The following is a 21,221-nucleotide window of genomic DNA, read 5'->3' as shown; positions in this document are numbered from 1 at the left end:
GAACTTTCTGGCGGTGCGATGCAGCTGGTCTGGCTCAACGTTGCCGATCTGATCGGCCAGGCCGGCGGTGACCCGTGGGCGATCAACCGGAGTCTGCAGGCCGGGAACCCGTTCGAGATTTCTCAATTGGCGGACGCCTTCCACCAGGCCGGCGTGTGCACCGCCGAGGCGGACCATGCGTTCGAGCAAGCCCGTAACCGATTCGACGCGGCCTGGAACCATCAGAACGGCGACTACCCGATCAACGACTCGGCCGAGGTGCAGCGGACGGTCAAATCGCTTGGGGCGCAATCCCTGAAGCTGCCCAAGATCGGGGTCGACCTGGAGAACATCGCGGCCGCCCTGGCCGAGGCTCAGAAGGCCGGCGCCGCCCAAATCGCCGCGCTGGAACGGCAGTTACAGCTGCTCGACAAGCTCATCGGCGCGGCGATGAAGGATCTGGAGGACCCCAAACTCGACCCGAGCAGTCGTTCCCAGCTGGAGTCGTTGATCAAAGACGTCCGCGCCGACGCCGCCGACGAGACCAGGGATGCTCTGCACCAGCTGCAGTCGATCCGCGACGGCTACTCCAACACGCTGCAGAGGTCACTGGGCGCCCTGCACGGCGACGGATACGACCAGTCGGGTATCCAGGCGGTCGAGGGTCCGCTGTCGCCGGTACCGGACCTGCCGGATGACCCCAAGCAATTTGCGGACGTCTGGAACACTCTTACGCCGGCGCAGAAAGACCGGGAGTACCAACGGAACCCATTGATCGGAAATCACAGTGGGATGCCCGCGGTGGACCGGGATCATTACAACCGGCTCGACCTGGCCGACGAACTGGGCCGCGCTCAGGCGGCCGCTGCACGGGCCGACGCGCTGAAGGCCCAGCATCCCGATTGGGCGGCAGGCAAGAACATTCCGCCGCCGAACGAGCCGGGGGCGATCTTCGACGACCGCCTCGCCTACGAGGCGTGGCAACGCCAATACGATGCCGCCCGGGACGGGGCCAAGTACCTGCCCGACCTGCAAGCCGTCGACAGAGCCGTCAAAGCGAGCCCCGATCGCAAGCTCATGCTGTTCGACACCAAAACCGGTAAGCAGGCCCGCGCCGCGATCGCGGTCGGAGACCCCGACACGGCCACCCACGTATCGGTCACCGCGCCCGGCTTGAACACCACCGTTCACGGCGCCATCGGGGGCATGGTGTCCGAGGCGACCGACGCGAGAAAGGAAGCGCTCCGCCAATTGAGCCTGACCCCTGGGCACGAACACGACACCGTCTCGGCCGTCGCGTGGATCGGTTATGACCCACCGCAGGTGGCGGGCTTCGACGACATCGGCAGATCGCTCGCCGGCGGGTGGGACGTCAGCCACGACGCCGTCGCCAGAGCCGGTGCCCATGACCTGGCCGGCTTCTACGACGGGATCCAGGCCGCCCACCACGGCGGCCCCGCCGACCTCACGGCGATAGGACACTCCTACGGCTCACTGACCACCGGCCTTGCCCTGCAAGAGCCCGGCGATCACGGGGTGTCGCGGGCGTTGTTCTACGGCTCCCCCGGCATCGAAGCCTCCACACCGCAACAACTCCACCTGCAGCCCGGGGGTGTGTTCACCATGGAAACGCCCGACGACCCGATCCAGTGGACGTACGACGGCCCCGCCATCGCCCACGACGTCGCCCCGTTCCTGCCTCCGCCCTTCCGAGACCTCGCTACAAGTGTCCTGGGCGCGGCGGACGCCTCCGGCGCCGGCCACTTCGGCCCGAACCCGGCGACCAACCCCAACTTCACCCACCTGGCCACCGGTTCCGCCACCGTGCCTGACGGCCACGGCGGCACCCTCACCCTTCAAGACGCGCACGGCCACAGCGACTACCCCCGCTTCCCCGACGGCGGCGGGCTCAGAACGACCAACTACAACATCGCGGCCGTCCTCGCCGGACTCGGAGATAAGGCGGTTCCCACGAAGTGAGCAATAACCAGACCAGCCCCCGCAACCTGCAACGCCACGGCATTTCGTGCATCGCCATGGCCGCAATCGCACTAGCCGCAGGAGGATGCCACGTGAACCACCCCTATGCGCCTACCCCACCCAACGACGCGACCAAGGCCCTCCAGGTGCTCAAGTCCCTGCCCTCGTTCGAGGACACCCAAACCCAGGTGCAGGCCGCGATGAACGAGATCACCGCCGCCGCAAGCAAATTGATCCCCTCAATCACGTGGGAGACACCGCACGAGGGCTCGGGCGACAACTGCGAGCGACCGTACGAGCAAACCGACGGCAAGCGGTACTTCCTCCCCGACGCCGTTGCCCCCAACGTGCCAGTCTCCGAGCAACAGTGGGCGACGATCCAAGAGACCGCCAAACAGGCGGCCGCCAAGCTCGACGCCACCGAGCTGCAGGTGATGCAGAACAGCCCCGGAAACCACGATGTGGGGTTCTACGGCCCCACCGGGATCTTCATCAAAGTCGGCTACCGGGGAAACCTCGTCGTCGCCGGCTACACCGGCTGCCGGCTCCCCCGCGACAAGAAATAGTTCGGATCGTCGCCGAGCGGGCACTGCGGACGGTGCGGGCAATCCTGTTCGTCCGGGTACAGACAGAAGGCGCTGGCCGTTCCAGGCGGTCAGGAGGAAGGCCGAGTGGCACCCCCACCCCTATCGGAATGTTGCGTCGTGTCCGTGGATCGACAGCGACGTCATTCGTGGATGAAGGATTGCTGGGCCCAGCCATTGAGCAACGAAGCGGCGTAGCGCGAGTCCTTCGCGTGGCGGTTGCCCAGGATCGGTCAGAAGCGACTGAACTGTGCGTAAGGTCATTTCGGCGAGTTGTGTAAGCGCGGTGGAGTCGAAGCCGTGAAGCTTCCAATCGACATCGAGGCGATGGAAGGCCGACAAGCAGAAAGTGATTGCCGTATCGGAGGTGAGCGAGGTGGCAGCTTCGCCCCCTGGTGGTTTGGCGAGCAGGCTCTCCAGCTGCGGATCGCCTGTGAGTTTCTCGACTGCGAACGAAATGATCTCGACTACCGCAGGAACCGGGTCGTTGAGGCCACCGACATGGTCAAGAACTTGGTCGATGAACCCGTTGACCGAACGCATTGCGCTGGCGATGAGCAGCGCGTCGGCGTTCGGAAAGTACCGGTACACCGTCTGACGAGTGACTCCGAGCCTGCGGGCGACGTCGGCCAGGCGTAATGCCGAACCGTGCTCAGCGATCACCTCGTCTACCGCATTCAGAATGCGGGCGATTGCCTCCTCGTCCGAGGCGGGTGTGGCGCCCGCCCAGCCGCGACTACGCATCCGCCGTCACGAGCCTCTCGGCCTCGAACTCGATCTCAAGTGATGTGGGGCCTGTCATTCCCAGCAGAGACTTCCACGGGGCCGGCGCGATGCGATGGGGTGCGGTGAGACGTCGGGTGAGGATTGTGAGTGCCTCCGCCAATTCCCGACGTGCAAGGTTCGCCCCGAGGCAGTAGTGCGCACCTCCGCCGAAGGTCAGAATTGCGGGTGCCTCCTTGCGTGCGATGTCGAAGCGGTCAGCATCGTCGTAGATGGCTGGATCGCGGTTGGCTGCAAAGGTGTTCACCAGTACGAAGGTCCCCGCCGGGAACGTGTAACCGCCAAACTCGGCATCCTCGGTGGCGGCTCTCGGCGCGATACAGACCGCCGGTGAGTGGCGCATGCTCTCCTCGACCGCCTGCATCGCAAGCTCGGGCTGGTCGCCCAGTTTCGCCCATTGATCCGGATGCTCGCACAGCACCTGCACCGACGCGGCCAGTTGATGTCGCGTCGTGTCCGTTCCCGCCATCAAGAAGCCGGCCACCAGCATGCGCAGTTCGTCGAGATTCAGCCGGTCGCCGTCGCTTTCGGCTCGGATAAGCTCAGAAAGCAGATCATCGGTCAGATGGTTCCGGCGTGCGCCGACCATGTCATCGACGTAGGCGTCCAGTTCGCTCCATGACCGCATGATTGCGGATTCATCAAAAGTGGCGTCGGGCTGAAAGTTGAAGGCCTTGAAGATTTCGTCGGTCCATTGCGAGAACTGCTCCCAGTCCTGCTGCGGTGCTCCGATCAGCGCGCACATGATCGGGGTGGGGTAGGGCCGCGCGATGTCGGTCACGACGTCGCACCGACCGGCGTCTACCACTCGATCGATCAGCCCGTTCACCACCTCATGAATCGTGTCCTTGAGGCGTGACGTCGCGCGGGGAGTGAACGCCCTCGAAACCAGCTTGCGTAAGCGAGTGTGTGGCGGGCCTTCGAGACCAAGAAGGCTGCTCATCATCTTGTCGTATAACGGACCTGAGGTGACGCCCTGCGCTGCCAGCGTGATGCCGGGTGGCATGCGGAACCTGTTGTCGCGCAGGATATCTCGAGCCAGATCGTAGGACAGGATTTCCGGGCCGAGGGGCCCGATGGCGATGGGCGCACACGATTGCGCAGCTCGGACATGTTCGCGGATGTCATGCGGAGTGGCGGTGAGGTCGTAGCTGAACGTGGGGAGGCCAGCGTCGAAGACGCTGGGAGCGGCGCTGTTCACATTCATCGTTGTCTCAACTTCCGCGGAGGGCTGGGCATACATCGTGTGGACATTCTAGCCATAAGCGTATGACCTTTGCCCCTTACCCGTCAATCATCTCTCGCATTTACCCAGCTAGATTCATAATCCGCCCGCTGAGGTCATACGTTTTTGTAGTTGATGTCGGCAGGCGGCTCGCAGCAGCAGTCGCGAAGGACCGCGCCGCGTGGCCCGCCAGTAACCGCCTCATTCGCGTGTTCGGGGTCCGCAGTAAGACGGCTCTCCGCCCGCGATGGGCCAGTCGGGTTAGTCGGCGAGTACCCGGTAAATCGTGGCCCTGCTGACACCAAGAGTCGCCGCAATTGTGTTAGCGGACTCCCGGCGGCATGCATGCGTTGCGCGAGAGCCGTTTTCGAGGCGTCCAACGCCTTCGGGCGGCGTCCTGCGGAACTCAAACCGGCGAACGCGTGTGTTCCGTCCCGCTGTCCGGAAGTGTCAGGCGGCGGACGACAGGTTCCCAACCATCACTCCGCACGATCTACGCCACACGGCAGCCAGCCTCGCGGTACGTGAGCGGGCCAACGTGAAAGCCGTGCAACGGATGCTCGGCCACGGGGAAGGCATCAATGACTCTCGACACTTATGCGACCTGTTCGATGAGGACCTGGATGAAGTTGCGGACCGTCTCGATGCGGCTATCCAAGCTGCTGCGGACGCTCTGCGGACGGCGGAAGTCCCCCGCGGGCAGCAAGCGCCTGACCTGCTCAAACTTTGTGGAGCTAAGGGATTCGAACCCCTGACCTACTCGATGCGAACGAGTGCGGATCGGCCCACCTGGGCGTTTGATTGTGGAAAGCTCAGTTGATTGTGCGACATCACCGCAGGTCAGCACCGTTGGCTACGCTGGTCGCCGGAAGTCGCCGGAAACCTAGACGGCAATTAATCCTCCCCCAGCGTTCCCCCGGCCCGGCCCCTGACCAAGGCCAGCAAACATCCTGAATCAGGTTTGCTAGCGAGCTGCGAAGGTGGAGGACGGCCAGCCGGTCACCGTCGAGCTGCGCCACGTCCAGTGGGTCGCGGGAGGCTGTGGGATATCCCGCACCCTTCCGCCGTGGGCAACCGACCCCTACCCTGCACCCCGGCGCCGTGGGTGACGGTCGGCAGCGACGACTCAATCCGCCGTGCCGACCGTCTACTGGTGATTCCGTTTTAGCTCGTTGTTGATCTCGCTGAGCAGATCGAACAACCGTGAATCCTCCGCGTTGGCATCGCGTCTCGGTGTCTCCGCAGCCTGTATCGCATTGTTGATCTTCCTGGTCAGCTCCGAAATCCGTTCCCGCACAGACTCTAACGTGTTTCAGGCATCCACAGCAGGTCTAGATCATCGACGGCGGGGATGAGCGTGCCGCCCCCAAACACCTTGATTGCGTACCGCTCGAAAGGGTCGAGTTCCCGCGAGAGCTTCAACACCACCACATAGCGAGTCGGGTCCGCCTCGTTGATCTAGCGCCACTTCTGCATGCTCTGCGGTGTCAGGTCCAAACGTAGGATCTTGACCTCTTCGTCATCATCGGGCATCGACGGCCTCCCCCTGGTGATTGGTCTAGGTGGATCAGACAGGCAACCGTAAACCCCCATGCCGACGACGGTGGGCTAGGCGGCTGGCCGGTGTGTCGGCGCGCCAATTGCTTGGCGCTGTGGTGGCCGCTCAGATCGACCCTGAGCGACGAACGGCGGCAACCGCGGGTGGTTGCGCCGCCCAGAGTGTCCACGGCGATCGAGCAGGCCGTGGACACTTCCATCCTCACCCGGTTTTCCTGGTGAAGTCCGTTGCCGAGCAGCCGTATTCGCGCAGCCGTGAGGGCCGAAACCTGTTGTAGCACAGAGGAGTAGGCGTAAGCAAAGGTGGAAACCCCGCGTGCTTCCGGCGTGGCCAGCAAACGGGCAGGTGTCACATTTGTTACATCTGAGCGGAGAGCAGCCGAAACATGTTCTGGCACAGGGGCTTAGGCGATAATCGCAGGGTTTTCCCGGTGATTTCCGTGCAGCTACCTCTCTTCGCCCGAAGTGCAGCAAACGGTTGCTGGTGAGGTTGGTGATATATTACCGCAGGTCAGCGACTTGCTTCACGGCCACTCAGGTGGCGTCGGCTCAGCCCAGTTCTCCGATCCGACCCACATCCTGTATTGGGTGCATCGTCAGAGCGAGTGCCTTATCGACGAAGGCGTTGAGGAACGTGACCCGATCTACGACGACCTGCACATCGTTGAACAGTCGCTGAAACTCCTCGTCATCGCCAACCGCGTCGATCTGCTCCGCCGTGCCCCGAATCAGAATGAAGCCCCGCAGGTCTCTGTCGTTTGATGGAAGAACGGCTACGTCAAAGCGATCGATCCGGCGTTCTTCCTGAAGACTCCCCAAGTAGTGCATCGACTTGTTGAAGAGTTCGAGGGCGCGTTTCTCGCGCCCGTCCAGCATGCTCCCCCAGCCTATGAACAACGCAGCCTCAGCCATGGCCTTTCCCCCTTTCGCTGTGAAAAACCGACATGTTCCGCAATTCCACTGGGCTGAATCAGGAAAGTCCGGTAACGAATCCAGGCTGCACCCCCCGCGATCCACCGGATAGGGCCGTTCGTCCCCCAGAGGGCGCACGGGCACTGTAACGAAAGAGTCACGTCCTGAGACCCGCCTTGACCTGCGGCGATACCGCGTAAGTCTACCGTTGGGTTGTTAGCTCGGCTAGCTAGTGGGGGTTGACCCCCTCTTCGCCCGACGACGTTTGCCGCGCAGCCGTAACAGCCGAAACCTGTTGCAGCACCACGGATTAGGCGTAAGCAAGGCGGAAATTCCCCGTCCTTCCGTCGCAACCAGCAAACGATAAGCTCGGATCCTGCAGATCCAGCGAATAGGCATCTGAGCAGCTCTGATACGGCTTCGTTGCACATCGTGCATGTCCATCAGCAAAGTCACCTGATGCAACATGCATCACCTGGTGCAGGGCACCGCCCGCCAGCACGCCGGGCACCAGGGACGCCGGGACGGCGGTGATCATCGGCCAGCATCGCATTCAGCGGGTGCCTCCACCATCTGCCGGGCATCCCCAAACGGCCTGCCCCGCCTGCCGGTCCGCACCGGCAACAAATCCTCGATCAACGCCCACTGAGCATCCGAAAGCAACTGAAAACGCGACATCCCTTAAGCCTCAGGCACAACACCCGAAACCTTTGTCAGGCACGCGCTATGTCCCAGATGCAGTGGACGCCGTCGATAGTTAACTCCCCCACAGCCCGTGCTTTTGCATTCGCCATGGCGTCATCGGCGTTGCCAGCGATTCCCCAGTGATAGTCTTCGGCGTCCTCCACCAACGCCAAGCACGGCGTACCGGAGGCAATGACGTGACAGTTTGGCCCGCCCGTGTTTCTGCAGTTGGCTAAGGCCTGACCTTCCGCGGCGCCCTGGCTTGCTGGACCCCAGCTCCAGTGGGTGTGATCTTCACGATCGGAGGCCGCAACGGCCACCCATCCCGGATCGGAATGAGCCACCGGGGCGGCAACCATGGCTACGCCCGCTAATAGTGCACCGACGCCTGCGTTCAATTTGTTGTTCATCGATACCCCCTTGAGCGGATACCGTGAGCCTCCTGTCACAGCGACCTATCACGTAGGGTCCTTCGCCACCAACACGAGGAGCCTATGGTCACTGAGCCGATAACCGTCGACCGCTGCTGGGATGAGGCTCGGCCCTGCCTTGTCACGGTGTTCGCCACCTCGGATGACCGGAAGGCTCGGGTGGGGGATTGTCCTCGCGCTAACCCGCCATGACGACGCCGCTAAGACCATACGCGATGAACACGGGCGCAGTGTGTCGTCCACGAGGCGGCTGCGGCGGCGTCGGCCTGGGCCTCGGCCTGGGGGTTGCGCGGGATGCTCGGAAACGCGTTGGGAGCTGAAACATTCACGACCGCTATATATTCCGCCACCGCCGCATCGGCGTTGATCGTCGGCCACTCTTTCTGGAAACTCTGTAACGCGTTACATGGACTACCCGCAGAAATGCCCCACCGACGCACTGGACGCGATCAAACCGGGCCGGTGTCGAGGACCGCTGGTACAAGACGGTCAAGGATGCTGCAGGCAAGGCCGAGAAAGTGCTCAGCGCTGAGCATGGCCGTGGATTGCGTTGGCGGGCACGCGATGTGGACGGCGACGGTCAGCAGCATTCGAAAGCGTTCGACCGCCAAGGCGATGCGCGGTCGTGGCTGGACAACGAGGTCACCCCGAAGTTGGCCGCCGGAACGTACGTCTCACCGGAGGCCGGTCAGGTCACGGTCGGCGCGGTGTACGAGTCCTGGTCGAAAGCACAGAGCCACATCAGCGCGAAAACTGCGGCGACCCGTAAATCGGCCTGGGGCAGTCGTGTTGAGCCGCAGTGGGGCAAGGTGGCGGTGGCCGACGTGCGGACGGCGGCGGTGCGGGCCTGGGTGGCGAAGATGAAAGCCGATGGCCTGGGTGTGCCCGGTATTGAGAATGCGTTCGGGCTGTTGCGCCAGGTACTCGGCGCCGCCGTCGAGGACAACCGGCTGGCCCGTAACCCGTGTGAGGGGGGGGTGAAGCTGCCGAAGCGTGTGCACGCTGATCGCGGCTATCTGTCTCACGCTGAGGTGGCGGCGCTGGCCGACGCGGTGGATCGTAACGGCGAGGTCGTAAAGTTCTTGTCCTACACTGGGTTACGGTGGGGTGAGATGGCAGCGCTGCGGGTGTGCGATTTCGACATGCTGCGGCGCCGGGTGAACGTGAGCCGTTCGGTCACCGAAGCTGCCGGGGCTGGCCTGGTCTGGTCGACACCGAAAACCTGGGAGCGCCGGTCGGTGCCGTTCCCGGCTGCGCTGGCTGATGAGTTGTCGGCGTGCATGGTGGGCAAGTCCCGCACTGATCTGGTGTTCACCGATCTGCGCGACGGGGTGCTGCGCAATAGCAACTGGCGGGCGCGGGTGTTCGCGCCAGCGGTGTTGGCATGCCAAAAAGCCGATGAGAATTTCCCGTCGATCACTCCGCACGATCTGCGGCATACGGCAGCATCGCTGGCGGTGTCGGCGGGCGCCCATGTGAAAGCGCTGCAGCGGATGCTCGGGCATGCCAAGGCGTCGATGACACTCGACACCTACGCCGACTTGTTCGATGACGACCTCGACAGCGTTGGTGCGAGCCTGGACGCGGCCACTGCGAAAGCGTCGAAAGCGGCGGTCTCGGGTGAATCTCCTGCTCCCCCAGCGCTCCCCCAGGCGGTCGAGGATCGCTGAATAGCTAACAGCGACAACAGGTTTGACCTGCGCGAATTCTGTGTGGAGCTAAGGGGATTCGAACCCCTGACCTACTCGATGCGAACGAGTCGCGCTACCAACTGCGCCATAGCCCCTGATCGCTAGCAGGCTACCAGTCGCGGCGCGAACCGCCGAACGGCCGGCACTACTCGCCGACGGCGCGCGGCAGGTCCCGGGGCCAACCGAAGTTCCGCATCGGCATCGCGTAGTCCAGGTGCTCGAAGATCGGGTCCTCGTCGTCGATTTCCAGGACCACCGCACCCGGGCGCCGCAGCCGCGACGGGACCACGTCGTAGTCGCGGTCGTAGGCGTTCTCCACGCCCATCCGCGCCCGCGCCATCCGCTGGATGCGGCGGCGACGCACCTTCTCCTCGATCCGGGTCTGGCGCCGCAGGTACGCCAGGTACAGCAGCGTCACGGCGGTGGCGGTGCCGCACGCCCACCAGGCGCTCGGCGAAATCTTGAACGCGGCGGTGGCCGTGCCCACCAGGACGACGGCCATCACCATCAGCACCCGCTTGCGGAAGGCGAACTTGCGGGCGCTGACCGCGGCCGCGGTCTGGGTGTCGAACCGGCGGCGGCGCGAGGCGTTCCGGGGGGCCGGCGCCGGCATTTCCTCGTCGTCGGATTCGGCCTCCGGCTCCAGACCCGAAGAGTCCTCGACGTATTCGTAGCCGTCGTCGTCCTCCTCGCCGCTGTGGGCGACCACGTCGGTGTCGGAATCCTCGTCGTCCTCGCCGGCCTCGGCCTCCTCCTCGACCGCCACGCCCACCGGGAGCGCCTGCGAGTCCTCGACGACGTCGACGTCGAGATAGTCGGGCTCGGTGAGCTCGGGAGCCGCGACCTTCATCACCACCGGGCGCAACTGGCGCAGCTCGTCGGTGTCGTGTTCGTCTCCGTGCTCTTCGTCCTCATCCTCGGCGAGGTCGCGGTCCTCGTCGAGCTCGGTTTCGGCCGACTCTTCCGGCGGCTTCCAGTCGGGGTCGCTGCGGTGACCGGCGGCCGGAGCGCTGCGTTTGATCAGGCGCGAGTTCCCGCCACCGTTGAGGACCCGGGTCGCCAGGGCCACGTCGCTGGTGCGCCGCACGGCGTCGCGTTTGCTGACCAACATCGGCACCAAGACGAACAGCCAGAGCACTACGAGCGAAATCCACAACAGTGACTGCGGAATGCTTGGCATGACGACCTGCTCTCTTCGGTTCCGATCCCCGCCGGGCCCACCGGGGCCAGCGCGGCCGGGTCTTTAGTGACCAGGACAATTACACACCTGTAATTTCCCTCTCACAAGCACCACAAGTCACTCGTGTCGCGGTAGCCACATAGCGGCCCGCCACTCGGGGCGGTCAGGCCCAGCTGGCGTGCCCGCCCCGGACCAGGGTCGAGGCCACCGATCCGGACACCTCTTCGGCCGTGATGGCCATCAGCAGATGGTCCCGCCACGCCTTGTCCACCTCGAGGTAGCGCTGCAACAGCCCCTCCTGGCGGAACCCGACTTTCGCCAATACGGCCCGGCTGGCGGCGTTTTCGGGCCGCACCGTGGCCTCCACGCGGTGCAGCATCACCGGGCCGAAGCAATGGTCCAGGCCCAGCGCCAGCGCCGCCGTGGCCACCCCGCCCCCGGTCGCCGACCGCGGCACCCAGTAGCCGATCCACGCCGACCGCAGCGCCCCGTGGGTGACGTTGCCGATGGTCAGCTGGCCACAGAACTGCCCGTTGAGCTCGATGACGTAGGGCAACATGCGGCCCGCACGGGCCTCGGCCCGCAGGCCGGAGCACAGCGCCGGCCACGCGGCGACCGTGTGCCGGGTCGTCCAATCGCCCTCCGCGCTGGGCTCCCACGGCTCGAGGTGCGCGCGGTCGGTCAACCGGATGCGGCTCCACTGGGCGCCGTCGCGCATCCGCACCGCCCGCAACCGGACCACCCCCGCCGGGACGCGCAACGGCCCGACGTCCAGCGGCCAACCCGGATGACGGGCGTTAGTACGCAACAGGTTCACGAGCGCGCGGAGTCGTTGCACTTAACCGCGCTGAGCCAAGAAGGCGACGTCGACGATCTCGCCGGTGCGGATTTGTTCGGCGCCGCTGGGCACCACCACGAGGCAGTTCGCTTCGGCGAGGGTGGCCAGCAGGTGCGAGGACGCCCCCGGGGCCCCGCCCAGCGCCTGCACCAGATATTCACCGGTCTCCTGGTCGCGCATCAGCTGGCCGCGCAGGTAGCCCTTGCGCCCGGCAACCGACGTGATCGGCGACAAAGTGCGGGCTTGCACGATCCGGCGCATCGGCTGGCGCTTGCCCAGGGAGAGCCGGATCAGCGGCCGCACCATCACCTCGAAGACCACCAGGGCGCTGACCGGGTTGGCGGGCAGCAGGAAGGTCGGGACACCGTCGCGGCCCAGCTGCCCGAATCCCTGGACGGACCCGGGATGCATCGCGACGCGGACGACTTCCATCTCCCCGAGCTCGGAGAGGACCGACCGCACCGGCTCGGCCGCCGCGCCCCCGACGCCACCGGCGATCACCACCACCTCGGCCCGGTTGATCTGGCCCTCGATGACTTCGCGGAATTCGCCGGGGTCGCCGCTGACGATGCCGATGCGGTTGACCTCCGCGCCGGCATCGCGGGCTGCCGCCGCCAACGCGTAGGAATTGACGTCGTACACCTGGCCATTGCCGGGGGTGCGCGAGATGTCGACCAGTTCGCCGCCGACGGCCACCACCGTCACCCGCGGCCGCGGATGCACCAGCACCCGTTCGCGCCCGACCGCCGCCAGCAGGCCGACCTGGGCCGCGCCGATGACCGTGCCGGCGCGCACCGCGACGTCACCGGGCTGCACATCGTCCCCGGTGCGGCGCACGTACGCGCCGGATGGCGCCCCGCGCAGGATCCGCACCCGCGAGCTGCCACCATCGGTCCAGCGCAACGGGATGACGGCGTCGGCCAGCGTGGGTAGCGGGGCCCCGGTGTGCACGCGGGCGGCCTGGCGGGGCTGCAGGCGGCTGGGCGTGCGCGCACCGGCCTCGACGGTTCCCATCACGGGCAGGACCAGGCCCTCGCGCCGGTCTTCGTCGAGCTCCGCATCGCCGGGCGGCTCACCCAGACTGTCCGCGCCCACTTCGCCGATGCCCAGCACGTCGACGCTGCGCACCGCGTAACCGTCGATCGCGGCCTGATCGAACCCGGGCATGGGGCGCTCGGTGACTACTTCCTCGGCGCACATCAGCCCCTGCGCCTCGGCGATGGCCACCCGGATCGGCCGCGGAGCCACCGCGGCGGCCGTTATCCGGGCCTGCTGCTCCTCCACAGAACGCACAGCGCGCCTCTCTGCCCTAGACGGGCGCCGTCTTGGGGCGGGCGCATCGGCCGGCTACTTCTCGGCCAGGCCTAACCGCGCCACCAACCATCGCCGCAAATCCGGGCCGTAGTCGTCACGATCCAATGCAAAGTCAACCGCAGCCTTGAGGTAGCCGCCGGGATTTCCCAAGTCGTGTCGGGATCCGTGATGCACGACGACATGCACGGGGTGGCCCTCCGAAATGAGCAGGGCGATCGCATCGGTCAGCTGCACTTCGCCGCCCACCCCACGGTCGACGCGGCGCAACGCGTCGAAGACGGCGCGGTCGAGCACGTAGCGGCCCGCCGCGGCCAACATCGACGGGGCGTCCTCGCGCTTGGGCTTCTCGACCATGCCGTTGACCTTCAGCACGTCGGGGTTGTCGTCGCCGGGCACTGGCTCGACATCGAAAACACCGTAGGCGCTGATCTCCTCGGGCGTCACCTCGATGGCGCACAACACCGTGCCGCCGTGGTCCGCCCGCACCTTCGCCATCGTCTCCAGCACGCCGGTCGGCAGCACCAGGTCGTCGGGCAGCAGCACCATCACGGCGTCGTCGTCGGACGTCAGCGCGGGCTCCACGCAGCTGATGGCGTGCCCCAGGCCCAGCGGCTCGGCCTGCACCACGGACTCGACCTTGATCAGCTGCGGCGCGCGACGCACCTTGTCAAGCATCGCCTTCTTGCCGCGGGCCTCCAGCGTGCCCTCGAGGACCAGGTCCTCGACGAAGTGCGCGACGACGCCGTCCTTGCCCGCGGAGGTGATGATCACCAGGCGGTCGGCGCCCGCCTCAGCCGCCTCGGCGGCGACCAGCTCGATGCCCGGGGTATCGACGACCGGCAGCAGCTCCTTGGGAACCGTTTTCGTCGCGGGCAGGAAGCGGGTACCAAGACCGGCAGCGGGCACGATCGCCGTGTGTGGGACCACCACTTTTGGGCTTGACATTGTTCACACGATAACCCGAACACGGTTTGCCGAGTCGATGTGGCGCGGCCGAACACCCGGCTGCAATGGTTGAGGCATGGCGACCACCGGCAAGGCCGTGTTGCGGGGACAGTTGCAGGCGGCCCGGCGCCGCGTTGCCGACGCCGTTCGGGCCGACGAGGCGCGCATGTTGTGCGAGCGACTGGAGGCCGCGGAAAACTTCGTGAGCAGCGGCAGCACGGTCTGCGCATACGTGCCGGTCGGCGCCGAGCCCGGCTCGATCGACATGGTGGACGTGTTGCGGCGGCTGGCCGGGCGGGTGCTGCTGCCGGTTGCGCGCACCACCGCCGACAACGCGCCGCTGCCGTTGCGCTGGGGCGAATACCGGCCCGGCACGTTGACATCGGCGCGGTGGGGATTGCTGGAGCCTCCGGAGCCGTGGCTGCCGGCATCGGCGATCGCGGAGGCGACCCTGATCCTGGTGCCGTCGCTGGCCGTCGACCGCTCCGGGGTGCGGTTAGGCCGGGGTCGTGGTTTCTACGACCGCTCCCTGCCCGGCCGCGACCCCCACGCCCGGCTGATCGCGCTCGTCCGCGACGCGGAGTTGGTGGACGAGTTGCCTACCGACCCGCACGACATACCGATGACCGATGCGCTCACGCCGCGGGTAGGACTAATACCACTCAATCTGGGGTAACAGATCGGGAATGAGCGGCGTCACGTGGCGGTTCTAGCACTTGAGACGCTAGAGTGCTAACAGACTTTGCAATCATCCGGAGGTTTTTGTGCCGACTTACAGCTATCAGTGCACCGAGTGCGACGATCGCTTCGACATCGTGCAGGCCTTCACCGACGATGCGCTGACCACCTGCAAGAGCTGCTCCGGGCGGCTGCGTAAGCGCTTCAACTCCGTGGGCGTGGTGTTCAAGGGCAGCGGCTTCTACCGCACCGACAGCCGCGACTCCGGCAAGAAGTCCACGAGTTCTACCAACGGGTCGTCGTCGAGCGACTCCGGGTCGACCTCGGGATCCGCTGACAAGTCCGGATCGAGCGAGAAATCCGGCTCGGGCGAGAAGTCGAGCAGCGCCTCCACGGCGTCCGCCGCCACCGCCTCGAGCTAACGGGTTATCCACAAACGCATTTGCCGCCGGCATGCGCCGTGACCGCGTTGCGCTTACGTTCGCGGCGTGGGCGAATCATCGCTGAATCCAAGCCTGTTCGGCCGCCTCTTGATGCTGCGTCCGGATTGGACCAAGACCGTGCTGGCGCGGCGTGTCGCCGCCGGCGGGCTCGTCGTGCTGGCCGCCCTGGCGGCGTTGCGCTCCGACCCGGCCGGTGACTATGCCGAGGTGGTGGTGGCCGATCACGACCTGCGGCCGGGCGCCGCGCTGACCCCCGCCGACGTTCGCCTCGAAAAACGTTTGGCCTCAACCGTTCCCGATGGGTCACTGGCCGACGTCAGCGCCGTGGCCGGTTCGACGCTGGCCGGCCCGGCGAGGCGCGGCGAGGTGCTCACCGATGTTCGGCTATTGGGTAGCCGGCTGGCCGAAGCCGCGATCGCGTCGAAGGCGGGGCCCGGCGCCCGCATCGTGCCGCTGCGACTGGCGGACGGCGCCCTGATCGACCTCGTCCGCGTCGGCGACGTCGTCGACGTGCTGGCCGCACCGACAACCGGCTCACCGGAGACTCCCCAGGCCGCTCCGAAGGTGGTGGCCACCGACGCCGTCGTGGTGCTCGTGTCGGCCAAGCCAAAGGTCCAGGGCGCGGACGGTGACCGCGTAGTGTTAGTTGCGCTGCCGGCCCGCGTGGCGAACACGGTGGCGGGCTCGGCGCTGGGTCAGGCGGTGACTCTCACCCTGCACTGAGTGCCTCGCCGCCGTCGGCCACGCACCCGACAGCAAACTCTGTCCAATCCCAGGAAGGACATCTCAATGTTCAAAGGGTTCAAGGAGTTTCTCTCGCGGGGCAACATCGTCGACCTGGCCGTCGCGGTGGTCATCGGTACTGCCTTCACCGCACTGGTCACGAAGTTCACCGATAGCATCATCGCGCCGCTGATCAACCGGATCGGCGTCAAACAGCAATCCAACGTCGGCGCCTTGAAGATCAGCATCGGCGGCGGCCAGACCATCGACCTGAACATCTTGCTGTCGGCCGCGATCAACTTCGTGCTCATCGCCGCGGTCGTTTACTTCTTTGTCGTGCTGCCGTACAACACGCTGCGTAAGCGCGGTGAGGTCGAGCAGGCGGACGACGCCCAGGTCGTTCTGCTCACCGAAATCCGGGACCTGCTCGCCCAGACCAACGGAGATTCGTCGGGCAAGCACGGCGGCACGACCACAACGCCCCCACCCGAGCACGGCCCGCGCGCCGACGCCGAGTCACAGACCTAAGCGGTCAGATCTCCAGGCTCGACAGCTGCCCGATGATTTGAGCGGCCAGCGGGTTCAGCGTCGCCATTCCGTCGCGCACCGCGTACCGGGAACCGGCCAGGTTCACCACCAACGTGCTTCCGGACACCCCGGCCAGGCCGCGTGACAGTCCGGCGTCGATGATCCCCGCGGACAGCCCCGAGCCCCGAACGGCTTCGGCAATGCCGAGGATTTCCCGGTCCAGGATTTCGCGGGTGGCCTCCGGGGTGACGTCGCGCGGCGTGACACCCGTACCGCCGACGGAGACCACCAGGTCCACGCCGCCAATCACCGCGGTGTTGAGCGCGTTGCGAATCTCGACCTCGTCCGCCGCGACCGCAACCACACCGTCGACGACGAATCCGGCCTCGGTCAGCAGTTCGGTTACCAGCGGCCCGCTGTGGTCCTCGTCCCCGTGGGCGGTGCGATCGTCGACCACCACGACCAGGGCCCGGCCGACTACCAACTCGGCACCCGTTTCCATGGGTGCCACGGTATAACCGAGCTCCGACAATCCCGCCGCCGAGGGTTCTTCGACTCGCATTACTGATCCGCCTTCCCCAGGGTCACCGGCACGGTACGGCTGCCACCAGCGGGATCCTGGAAGGTCAGCGAGATCTTGTCGCCGGGCGCCTTGGACCGCACGGCCGCGACCAGGGCGTCAGCGCTGCTGATCGGACGATCGTCGACCTTGGTGACGACCACATTCTTGGGCACGCCGGCGCTCGAGGCCGCACCCCCCGGCACTACGTCGACGACCTTGGCGCCCGGGGAGCCCTTGTCGTTCGTCACCTGCACGCCGAGCGAGGCGTGGGACGCCTTGCCGCTGCTGATCAGCTCGTCGGCGATGCGCTTGGCCTGATCGACCGGGATCGCGAAGCCGAGCCCGATCGAACCGCTCTGGGCATCCGGCGAGTCGGCACCCAGGGTGGCGATGGCCGAGTTCACGCCCACCAGCTGGCCGTTCATGTTGACCAGCGCGCCGCCGGAGTTACCCGGGTTGATGGCGGCGTCGGTCTGGATCGCGTCGAGCACGGTGTTCTGGTTGCCCGACTCACCCGTGGTGGACACCGGCCGATTCAGCGCACTGACGATCCCGGTGGTCACCGTGCCCGACAGACCCAGCGGCGACCCGATGGCCACCACCGGTTGGCCGACGCGGAGGTCCGATGAGGAGCCCAGGGAGATCGGGGTGAGGCCGGAGACGCCCTGCACGCGGATCACGGCAATGTCGCTGGTGGGATCGGCGCCCAGGACCGTGAAGGGTGCGGTGCGGCCGTCGGCGAAGGTCACCGTGGTCTTGGGGGTCGGACCACCGGGTCCGCCACCGGGGCCTCCGGGCGGACCGCCGGGGGGAGCCGCGGGGCCCTTCGGCGGCCCCGCGGCCGCCGCGACCACGTGGTTGTTGGTCAGGATCAGCCCGTCGGCGGAAAGGATGATGCCGGAGCCCTCTTCGGACTGGCGGCCCAGATCCGTCTCCAGCATGACGACGCTGGGCACCACCTTGGAGGCGACCTGTTCGACGCTGCCCGGCGGCATGTTCGCCGCCGGGACGGTGGGCGCGCCGATGACGCTGCGCCCATTGCCGCTGGTGGTGTGCGTGCCCAACTCGACAGCCGTCGCCGCGGCCCCGCCGATGCCCGCCGACACCACCGCGATGGCCAATGCGCCTACGGTCAACAGTCCTGCGCGGGACCGCTTTTGGGGGCCCGGCGGCAGCATCGGCGGCAGCATGCCGGGAATCGGTCCGGTCCCGGTGGCCCCGGGCAGGGGGCCTGCCCCGGTTCCCCCCGGCGTCCGGCCCGGACCGGTGCCGTTGTACGGGTCGTAGGGCTGCCGGAATTGGTGGGTCTGCGATTGATGCCGCCAATCGAATGGCTGGCTATACGGCTGCTGATGCCCCTGGCCGTAAGCAGAGGTCCCCGGGTGGGTCGGGGTGGGCGCAGGCTGATTCGGCGCGGGACGATATCCCGGCTGCTGCGGCGGTGGCGAATACCTCGGGTCATTCGTCATGTCGCTAGGTCGCACTTCCTCTATCTCAGTATCGGCTCGTCGGCTCGACTGGGTTCTTCAACAGTAGCTGCAGACCTACCTTGCCCGCGCGGACTGAGAGTCCACTGAGATAACGTTCGCGGGTTCCCGAGAGTTCGACTGGGCGCCGGCCGCGGGGACCGTGGCGTCGGTGCCGGACTCTTCCTCGGAATTACCCGCGGCAGGTGTCGGATACCGCGACGGGGGCATCCGCCGACCGGGCAGCAGCACATAAAACGAGGTTCCCGGCGGCTGTCCGCCGGGCACGGTGTCCTCGACACGAAGCAATCCACCGTGATTCAGCACGACCTTTTTAACGATCGCCAGACCAAGCCCCGAGCCGGGCATGGCGCGTGCGGTCGTTGAACGGTAGAACCGCTCGAACACCAGCCGGCGTTCGTGCGGCGGAATGCCGGGCCCGTGGTCGGACACCACCAACTCTGCGTGCGACGCGTCGAGTTGTCGCATGGTGATGCCGACACGCCCGCCCGGGGGGCTCCACTTGGCCGCGTTGTCCAAGAGGTTGAGCACCGCGCGTGACAGCCCCGCGGCGTCGCCGTACATCTGCCAGGGCGTGATGTCGACGTTGAAGTGAATGTCGTTGCGGCGCCGCCTGACTCGCTCCAGGCTGCGATCGACCACCTCGGACATGTCGACCGGTTCGTGCACCACCTGACCGGCATCGTCCCGAGTGAGGTCCACCAGATCGCCCACCAGCGTGGACAATTCCTCGATCTGCGCCAGCACGTCGGCGCGGAGCTCGACCATCTCCTGGTCGGGCAGCCGCGGCGCCCCGGGTTCCATCGATGCCATCAGCAGCTCGACGTTGGTGCGCAGCGACGTCAGCGGGGTGCGCAATTCGTGTCCGGCGTCGGTGACCAGCCGCGCCTGCCGCTCGCGGGACTCGGCCAGCGCCCGCAGCATCAAGTTGAATGCCTCGGTGAGCCTGGCTAATTCGTCGCTACCGAACACCGGAATGGGCCGCAGGTCGTCGGTGCGCGCCACCCGTTCGGCCGCTTCGGTGAGGCGGGCCACCGGACGTAGCCCCGCCCTGGTGACCATGCCGCCCGCCACCGCGGCGACCGCGACGCCGACGCCGCCGACGATCAACAGCACCCAGCGCAGCTTGGTCATCACCGCCTCGGTGGGTTTGAGGCTCTTGGAGATCAGCAGCGAACAACCGTTGGGCAGGTGGATGGCAAGGACGCGCTGATCCGAGGCGGTGCGGCGGGACATGAACAGATCACCGCGGATCACCGCCTTTTCCGGCGCGCCGACCGGCAGCGTCTGGCCCGGCTGCTGCGCCGTGTAGATCGAGTGACCCGGATTCACCAGCATCGCGTTGACGTCCGAATAGGCGGTGCCTTCGATGGCCTTTCCGGGGTCGGCGGCCAGTGAACCGCTCGCGATCAACAGCTGCGCACGGCTTTGCAGCTGGTTGTCGATATCGCTGTACAGCGCAGCCGAAATCACCGCATACACGGCGAATGCCATCAGCACCACGACCATCGCCACCATCGACATCGCCAGCAGCATGACGCGCCACCGCAGCGACAACGAGCTGGTGGCACGCAGCGGTACGCGTTGGGGTCGTTGGTACCGGATCATCGTTGCAGGTGAGTCGTCACGGCGGCGTCTCCCGAAGGACGTAGCCCACGCCGCGCACCGTGTGGATCAGTCGTGGCTCGCCGTCGGCCTCGGTCTTGCGGCGGAGATAGCCGACGTAGACCTCCAGCGCGTTGCCGGAGGTGGGGAAGTCGAATCCCCACACCTCCTCGAGGATCCGGCTGCGGGTGAGCACGCGGCGCGGATTGGCGATCAACATTTCGAGCAAGGCGAATTCGGTACGCGTCAGGCTGATTTGGCGCTGCCCACGAGTCACTTCCCGGGTCACCGGGTCCAGCGTCAGGTCGGAGAACTGCATGGCCACCGATTCGGCGTCATCGTCATCCGGCTTGGTGCGGCGCAGCAGCGCCCGCATCCGGGCCAACAGCTCCTCCAGGGCGAACGGCTTCGGCAGGTAGTCATCCGCGCCTGCGTCCAACCCGGCGACCCGCTCGGAGACCGAATCGCGGGCGGTGAGCACCAGGATCGGCAGGTCGTCGCCGGTGCTGCGCAGCTGACGGCACACCTCGAGGCCGTCCAGCCGCGGCATCATCACATCGAGCACGAGCGCGTCGGGGCGGTCGCTGGCGATCATGTCGAGCGCCTCCAGCCCGTCATGGGCCAACTCGACCGAGTAGCCATTGAAGGAAAGCGACCGACGCAGCGACTCACGCACTGCGCGATCGTCGTCGACGACCAGTATCCGCACGGGCCTAGTGTCGTCCCGACGCCTGAGAGCGGGCTGAGAGGCGCGCCGGGTGTTTGCCGAGATTAACTAACGCCGGTCCAGGTCGATCAGACCGAGACGGGCGGCCTTGAGCAGCCGGCGGGGCACCTTGTGCTTCTGGCCTGCGACCGTCACGCCGACGAGCTCCGTCTTGGTGGCCTTCCACTGCGCGCGACGGCTTCGGGTGTTCGCGCGCGACATCCTGCGCTTGGGTACGGCCATGGTCGGGCCTAACTCCTCGTGTCGGGGGCTTGTCGCGCGGCGTGGCCCATGGGGCCGAACGTGCGACGATTGCTATCAGGATAGTCGGTGGCCTGCTGCTCACCAAAACGACGCCCACCGGCGCCGAGATTGCCGTGACGGCC

21 protein-coding genes, 2 tRNA genes and 2 pseudogenes are annotated in these 21,221 nt (G+C 66.4%); 8 read left to right on the top strand and 17 right to left on the bottom strand.

Annotated elements, in window-relative coordinates; genetic code table 11:
* The first annotated feature begins 18 nt into the window (after positions 1–18).
* Both A5781_RS01885 and A5781_RS01880 read left to right on the top strand, forming a co-directional pair.
* Entirely contained in the window at positions 19–1,959 is a 1,941-nt protein-coding gene (locus A5781_RS01885; protein ID WP_067200286.1) for an alpha/beta hydrolase, read from the top strand.
* Positions 1,960–2,051: 92 nt separating this feature from the next.
* A complete protein-coding gene (locus A5781_RS01880; RefSeq protein WP_067200283.1) occupies positions 2,052–2,525 on the top strand; it encodes an LppA family lipoprotein in 474 nt (157 codons plus the stop codon).
* Between the two features lie 120 nt (positions 2,526–2,645).
* On the opposite strand, the gene A5781_RS01875 is transcribed toward A5781_RS01880, so the two are convergent.
* The 3 genes and pseudogenes from A5781_RS01875 to A5781_RS26500 form a co-directional block, all read right to left on the bottom strand.
* Positions 2,646–3,287 (bottom strand): TetR/AcrR family transcriptional regulator, encoded by a 642-nt coding sequence (locus A5781_RS01875; RefSeq protein ID WP_067200279.1) that lies wholly within the window; start codon positions 3,285–3,287, stop codon positions 2,646–2,648.
* Complete coding sequence (locus A5781_RS01870) at positions 3,280–4,533, bottom strand: cytochrome P450 (protein ID WP_067200276.1); 1,254 nt, start codon at positions 4,531–4,533, stop codon at positions 3,280–3,282. The genes A5781_RS01875 and A5781_RS01870 overlap by 8 nt, the downstream gene beginning before the upstream one ends.
* 279 nt (positions 4,534–4,812) lie before the next feature.
* Positions 4,813–4,943: pseudogene (locus A5781_RS26500) on the bottom strand (helix-turn-helix domain-containing protein); the annotation flags it as partial.
* A gap of 5 nt (positions 4,944–4,948) precedes the next feature.
* On the opposite strand from A5781_RS26500, the pseudogene A5781_RS26495 reads away from it, so the two are divergent.
* Positions 4,949–5,107, top strand: a pseudogene (locus tag A5781_RS26495) (site-specific integrase); the annotation flags it as partial.
* Positions 5,108–5,279: 172 nt separating this feature from the next.
* On the opposite strand, the gene A5781_RS25395 reads toward A5781_RS26495, so the two are convergent.
* From A5781_RS25395 to A5781_RS24720, 4 genes are all read right to left on the bottom strand, one after another.
* A tRNA-Ala gene (locus A5781_RS25395) sits at positions 5,280–5,367 on the bottom strand.
* A 1,290-nt stretch (positions 5,368–6,657) separates the two neighbouring features.
* A complete protein-coding gene (locus A5781_RS01865) occupies positions 6,658–7,020 on the bottom strand; it encodes a hypothetical protein (RefSeq protein ID WP_067200272.1) in 363 nt (120 codons plus the stop codon).
* A 310-nt stretch (positions 7,021–7,330) separates the two neighbouring features.
* Complete coding sequence (locus tag A5781_RS25390) at positions 7,331–7,558, bottom strand: hypothetical protein (protein WP_156624295.1); 228 nt, start codon at positions 7,556–7,558, stop codon at positions 7,331–7,333.
* 175 nt (positions 7,559–7,733) lie between these two features.
* Positions 7,734–8,114, bottom strand: coding sequence for a DUF4189 domain-containing protein (locus A5781_RS24720; protein ID WP_082939178.1), 381 nt, complete (start codon positions 8,112–8,114; stop codon positions 7,734–7,736).
* 587 nt (positions 8,115–8,701) lie between these two features.
* Between A5781_RS24720 and A5781_RS01860 the strand changes: the two genes are divergently transcribed.
* Positions 8,702–9,805, top strand: coding sequence for a site-specific integrase (locus A5781_RS01860; RefSeq protein WP_231990555.1), 1,104 nt, complete (start codon positions 8,702–8,704; stop codon positions 9,803–9,805).
* 43 nt (positions 9,806–9,848) lie between these two features.
* Here A5781_RS01860 and A5781_RS01855 read toward each other — a convergent pair.
* From A5781_RS01855 to A5781_RS01835, 5 genes are all read right to left on the bottom strand, one after another.
* Positions 9,849–9,921, bottom strand: a tRNA-Ala gene (locus A5781_RS01855).
* A 50-nt stretch (positions 9,922–9,971) separates the two neighbouring features.
* The gene (glpR, locus tag A5781_RS01850; RefSeq protein ID WP_067200266.1) at positions 9,972–11,006 is read right to left on the bottom strand and encodes a gephyrin-like molybdotransferase receptor GlpR; all 1,035 of its coding nucleotides are present in this window, start codon (positions 11,004–11,006) and stop codon (positions 9,972–9,974) included.
* A 163-nt stretch (positions 11,007–11,169) separates the two neighbouring features.
* Positions 11,170–11,823 carry a GNAT family N-acetyltransferase gene (locus A5781_RS01845; protein ID WP_197503653.1) on the bottom strand — a complete coding sequence of 218 codons (654 nt, stop codon included), beginning with the start codon at positions 11,821–11,823 and terminating at the stop codon, positions 11,170–11,172.
* A gap of 21 nt (positions 11,824–11,844) precedes the next feature.
* Positions 11,845–13,137 carry a gephyrin-like molybdotransferase Glp gene (gene glp / locus A5781_RS01840; protein ID WP_067200263.1) on the bottom strand — a complete coding sequence of 431 codons (1,293 nt, stop codon included), beginning with the start codon at positions 13,135–13,137 and terminating at the stop codon, positions 11,845–11,847.
* Positions 13,138–13,191: 54 nt separating this feature from the next.
* Positions 13,192–14,103: a UTP--glucose-1-phosphate uridylyltransferase gene (locus A5781_RS01835; protein WP_067200261.1), complete on the bottom strand. Its 912-nt coding sequence runs from the start codon at positions 14,101–14,103 to the stop codon at positions 13,192–13,194.
* A gap of 76 nt (positions 14,104–14,179) precedes the next feature.
* On the opposite strand from A5781_RS01835, the gene A5781_RS01830 reads away from it, so the two are divergent.
* The 4 genes from A5781_RS01830 (at position 14,180) to mscL (ending at position 16,475) form a co-directional block, all read left to right on the top strand.
* A complete protein-coding gene (locus tag A5781_RS01830) occupies positions 14,180–14,779 on the top strand; it encodes a 5-formyltetrahydrofolate cyclo-ligase (protein WP_067200256.1) in 600 nt (199 codons plus the stop codon).
* An 88-nt stretch (positions 14,780–14,867) separates the two neighbouring features.
* Positions 14,868–15,203 carry an FmdB family zinc ribbon protein gene (locus A5781_RS01825; RefSeq protein WP_067200253.1) on the top strand — a complete coding sequence of 112 codons (336 nt, stop codon included), beginning with the start codon at positions 14,868–14,870 and terminating at the stop codon, positions 15,201–15,203.
* Positions 15,204–15,269: 66 nt separating this feature from the next.
* Positions 15,270–15,947 (top strand): SAF domain-containing protein, encoded by a 678-nt coding sequence (locus A5781_RS01820; protein ID WP_067200250.1) that lies wholly within the window; start codon positions 15,270–15,272, stop codon positions 15,945–15,947.
* Between the two features lie 66 nt (positions 15,948–16,013).
* Positions 16,014–16,475 (top strand): large-conductance mechanosensitive channel protein MscL, encoded by a 462-nt coding sequence (gene mscL / locus A5781_RS01815; protein WP_067200246.1) that lies wholly within the window; start codon positions 16,014–16,016, stop codon positions 16,473–16,475.
* 4 nt (positions 16,476–16,479) lie between these two features.
* On the opposite strand, the gene A5781_RS01810 is transcribed toward mscL, so the two are convergent.
* The 5 genes from A5781_RS01810 to rpmF form a co-directional block, all read right to left on the bottom strand.
* Positions 16,480–17,037 (bottom strand): molybdenum cofactor biosynthesis protein B, encoded by a 558-nt coding sequence (locus A5781_RS01810; RefSeq protein WP_067200243.1) that lies wholly within the window; start codon positions 17,035–17,037, stop codon positions 16,480–16,482.
* Positions 17,037–18,506 carry a S1C family serine protease gene (locus A5781_RS01805; RefSeq protein WP_067200240.1) on the bottom strand — a complete coding sequence of 490 codons (1,470 nt, stop codon included), beginning with the start codon at positions 18,504–18,506 and terminating at the stop codon, positions 17,037–17,039. The genes A5781_RS01810 and A5781_RS01805 overlap by 1 nt, the downstream gene beginning before the upstream one ends.
* Positions 18,507–18,581: 75 nt before the next feature.
* Positions 18,582–20,132, bottom strand: coding sequence for a HAMP domain-containing sensor histidine kinase (locus A5781_RS01800; protein ID WP_067200237.1), 1,551 nt, complete (start codon positions 20,130–20,132; stop codon positions 18,582–18,584).
* 16 nt (positions 20,133–20,148) lie between these two features.
* Positions 20,149–20,838 carry a two-component system response regulator MprA gene (mprA, locus tag A5781_RS01795; protein ID WP_067200233.1) on the bottom strand — a complete coding sequence of 230 codons (690 nt, stop codon included), beginning with the start codon at positions 20,836–20,838 and terminating at the stop codon, positions 20,149–20,151.
* A gap of 66 nt (positions 20,839–20,904) precedes the next feature.
* Complete coding sequence (gene rpmF, locus A5781_RS01790) at positions 20,905–21,078, bottom strand: 50S ribosomal protein L32 (protein ID WP_007168835.1); 174 nt, start codon at positions 21,076–21,078, stop codon at positions 20,905–20,907.
* Positions 21,079–21,221 lie beyond the last annotated feature (143 nt).

Origin of the sequence: Mycobacterium sp. 852002-30065_SCH5024008 (assembly GCF_001665645.1) — a bacterium.
Classification (GTDB): Bacteria; Actinomycetota; Actinomycetes; order Mycobacteriales; family Mycobacteriaceae; genus Mycobacterium; species Mycobacterium paraffinicum.
This window is presented reverse-complemented; position numbering and strand designations above follow the sequence as displayed.

What these genes read in the sequence shown, in the direction of transcription:
- A5781_RS01885 (WP_067200286.1), top strand. Translation starts at nt 19, where the DNA reads ATGCAGCTGGTCTGGCTCAACGTTGCCGATCTGATCGGCCAGGCCGGC.
- A5781_RS01875 (WP_067200279.1), bottom strand. Translation starts at nt 3,287, where the DNA reads ATGCGTAGTCGCGGCTGGGCGGGCGCCACACCCGCCTCGGACGAGGAG.
- A5781_RS01870 (WP_067200276.1), bottom strand. Translation starts at nt 4,533, where the DNA reads ATGAATGTGAACAGCGCCGCTCCCAGCGTCTTCGACGCTGGCCTCCCC.
- A5781_RS01865 (WP_067200272.1), bottom strand. Translation starts at nt 7,020, where the DNA reads ATGGCTGAGGCTGCGTTGTTCATAGGCTGGGGGAGCATGCTGGACGGG.
- A5781_RS25390 (WP_156624295.1), bottom strand. Translation starts at nt 7,558, where the DNA reads ATGATCACCGCCGTCCCGGCGTCCCTGGTGCCCGGCGTGCTGGCGGGC.
- A5781_RS24720 (WP_082939178.1), bottom strand. Translation starts at nt 8,114, where the DNA reads ATGAACAACAAATTGAACGCAGGCGTCGGTGCACTATTAGCGGGCGTA.
- glpR (WP_067200266.1), bottom strand. Translation starts at nt 11,006, where the DNA reads ATGCCAAGCATTCCGCAGTCACTGTTGTGGATTTCGCTCGTAGTGCTC.
- A5781_RS01835 (WP_067200261.1), bottom strand. Translation starts at nt 14,103, where the DNA reads ATGTCAAGCCCAAAAGTGGTGGTCCCACACACGGCGATCGTGCCCGCT.
- A5781_RS01830 (WP_067200256.1), top strand. Translation starts at nt 14,180, where the DNA reads ATGGCGACCACCGGCAAGGCCGTGTTGCGGGGACAGTTGCAGGCGGCC.
- mscL (WP_067200246.1), top strand. Translation starts at nt 16,014, where the DNA reads ATGTTCAAAGGGTTCAAGGAGTTTCTCTCGCGGGGCAACATCGTCGAC.
- A5781_RS01810 (WP_067200243.1), bottom strand. Translation starts at nt 17,037, where the DNA reads ATGCGAGTCGAAGAACCCTCGGCGGCGGGATTGTCGGAGCTCGGTTAT.
- A5781_RS01805 (WP_067200240.1), bottom strand. Translation starts at nt 18,506, where the DNA reads ATGACGAATGACCCGAGGTATTCGCCACCGCCGCAGCAGCCGGGATAT.
- A5781_RS01800 (WP_067200237.1), bottom strand. Translation starts at nt 20,132, where the DNA reads ATGATCCGGTACCAACGACCCCAACGCGTACCGCTGCGTGCCACCAGC.
- rpmF (WP_007168835.1), bottom strand. Translation starts at nt 21,078, where the DNA reads ATGGCCGTACCCAAGCGCAGGATGTCGCGCGCGAACACCCGAAGCCGT.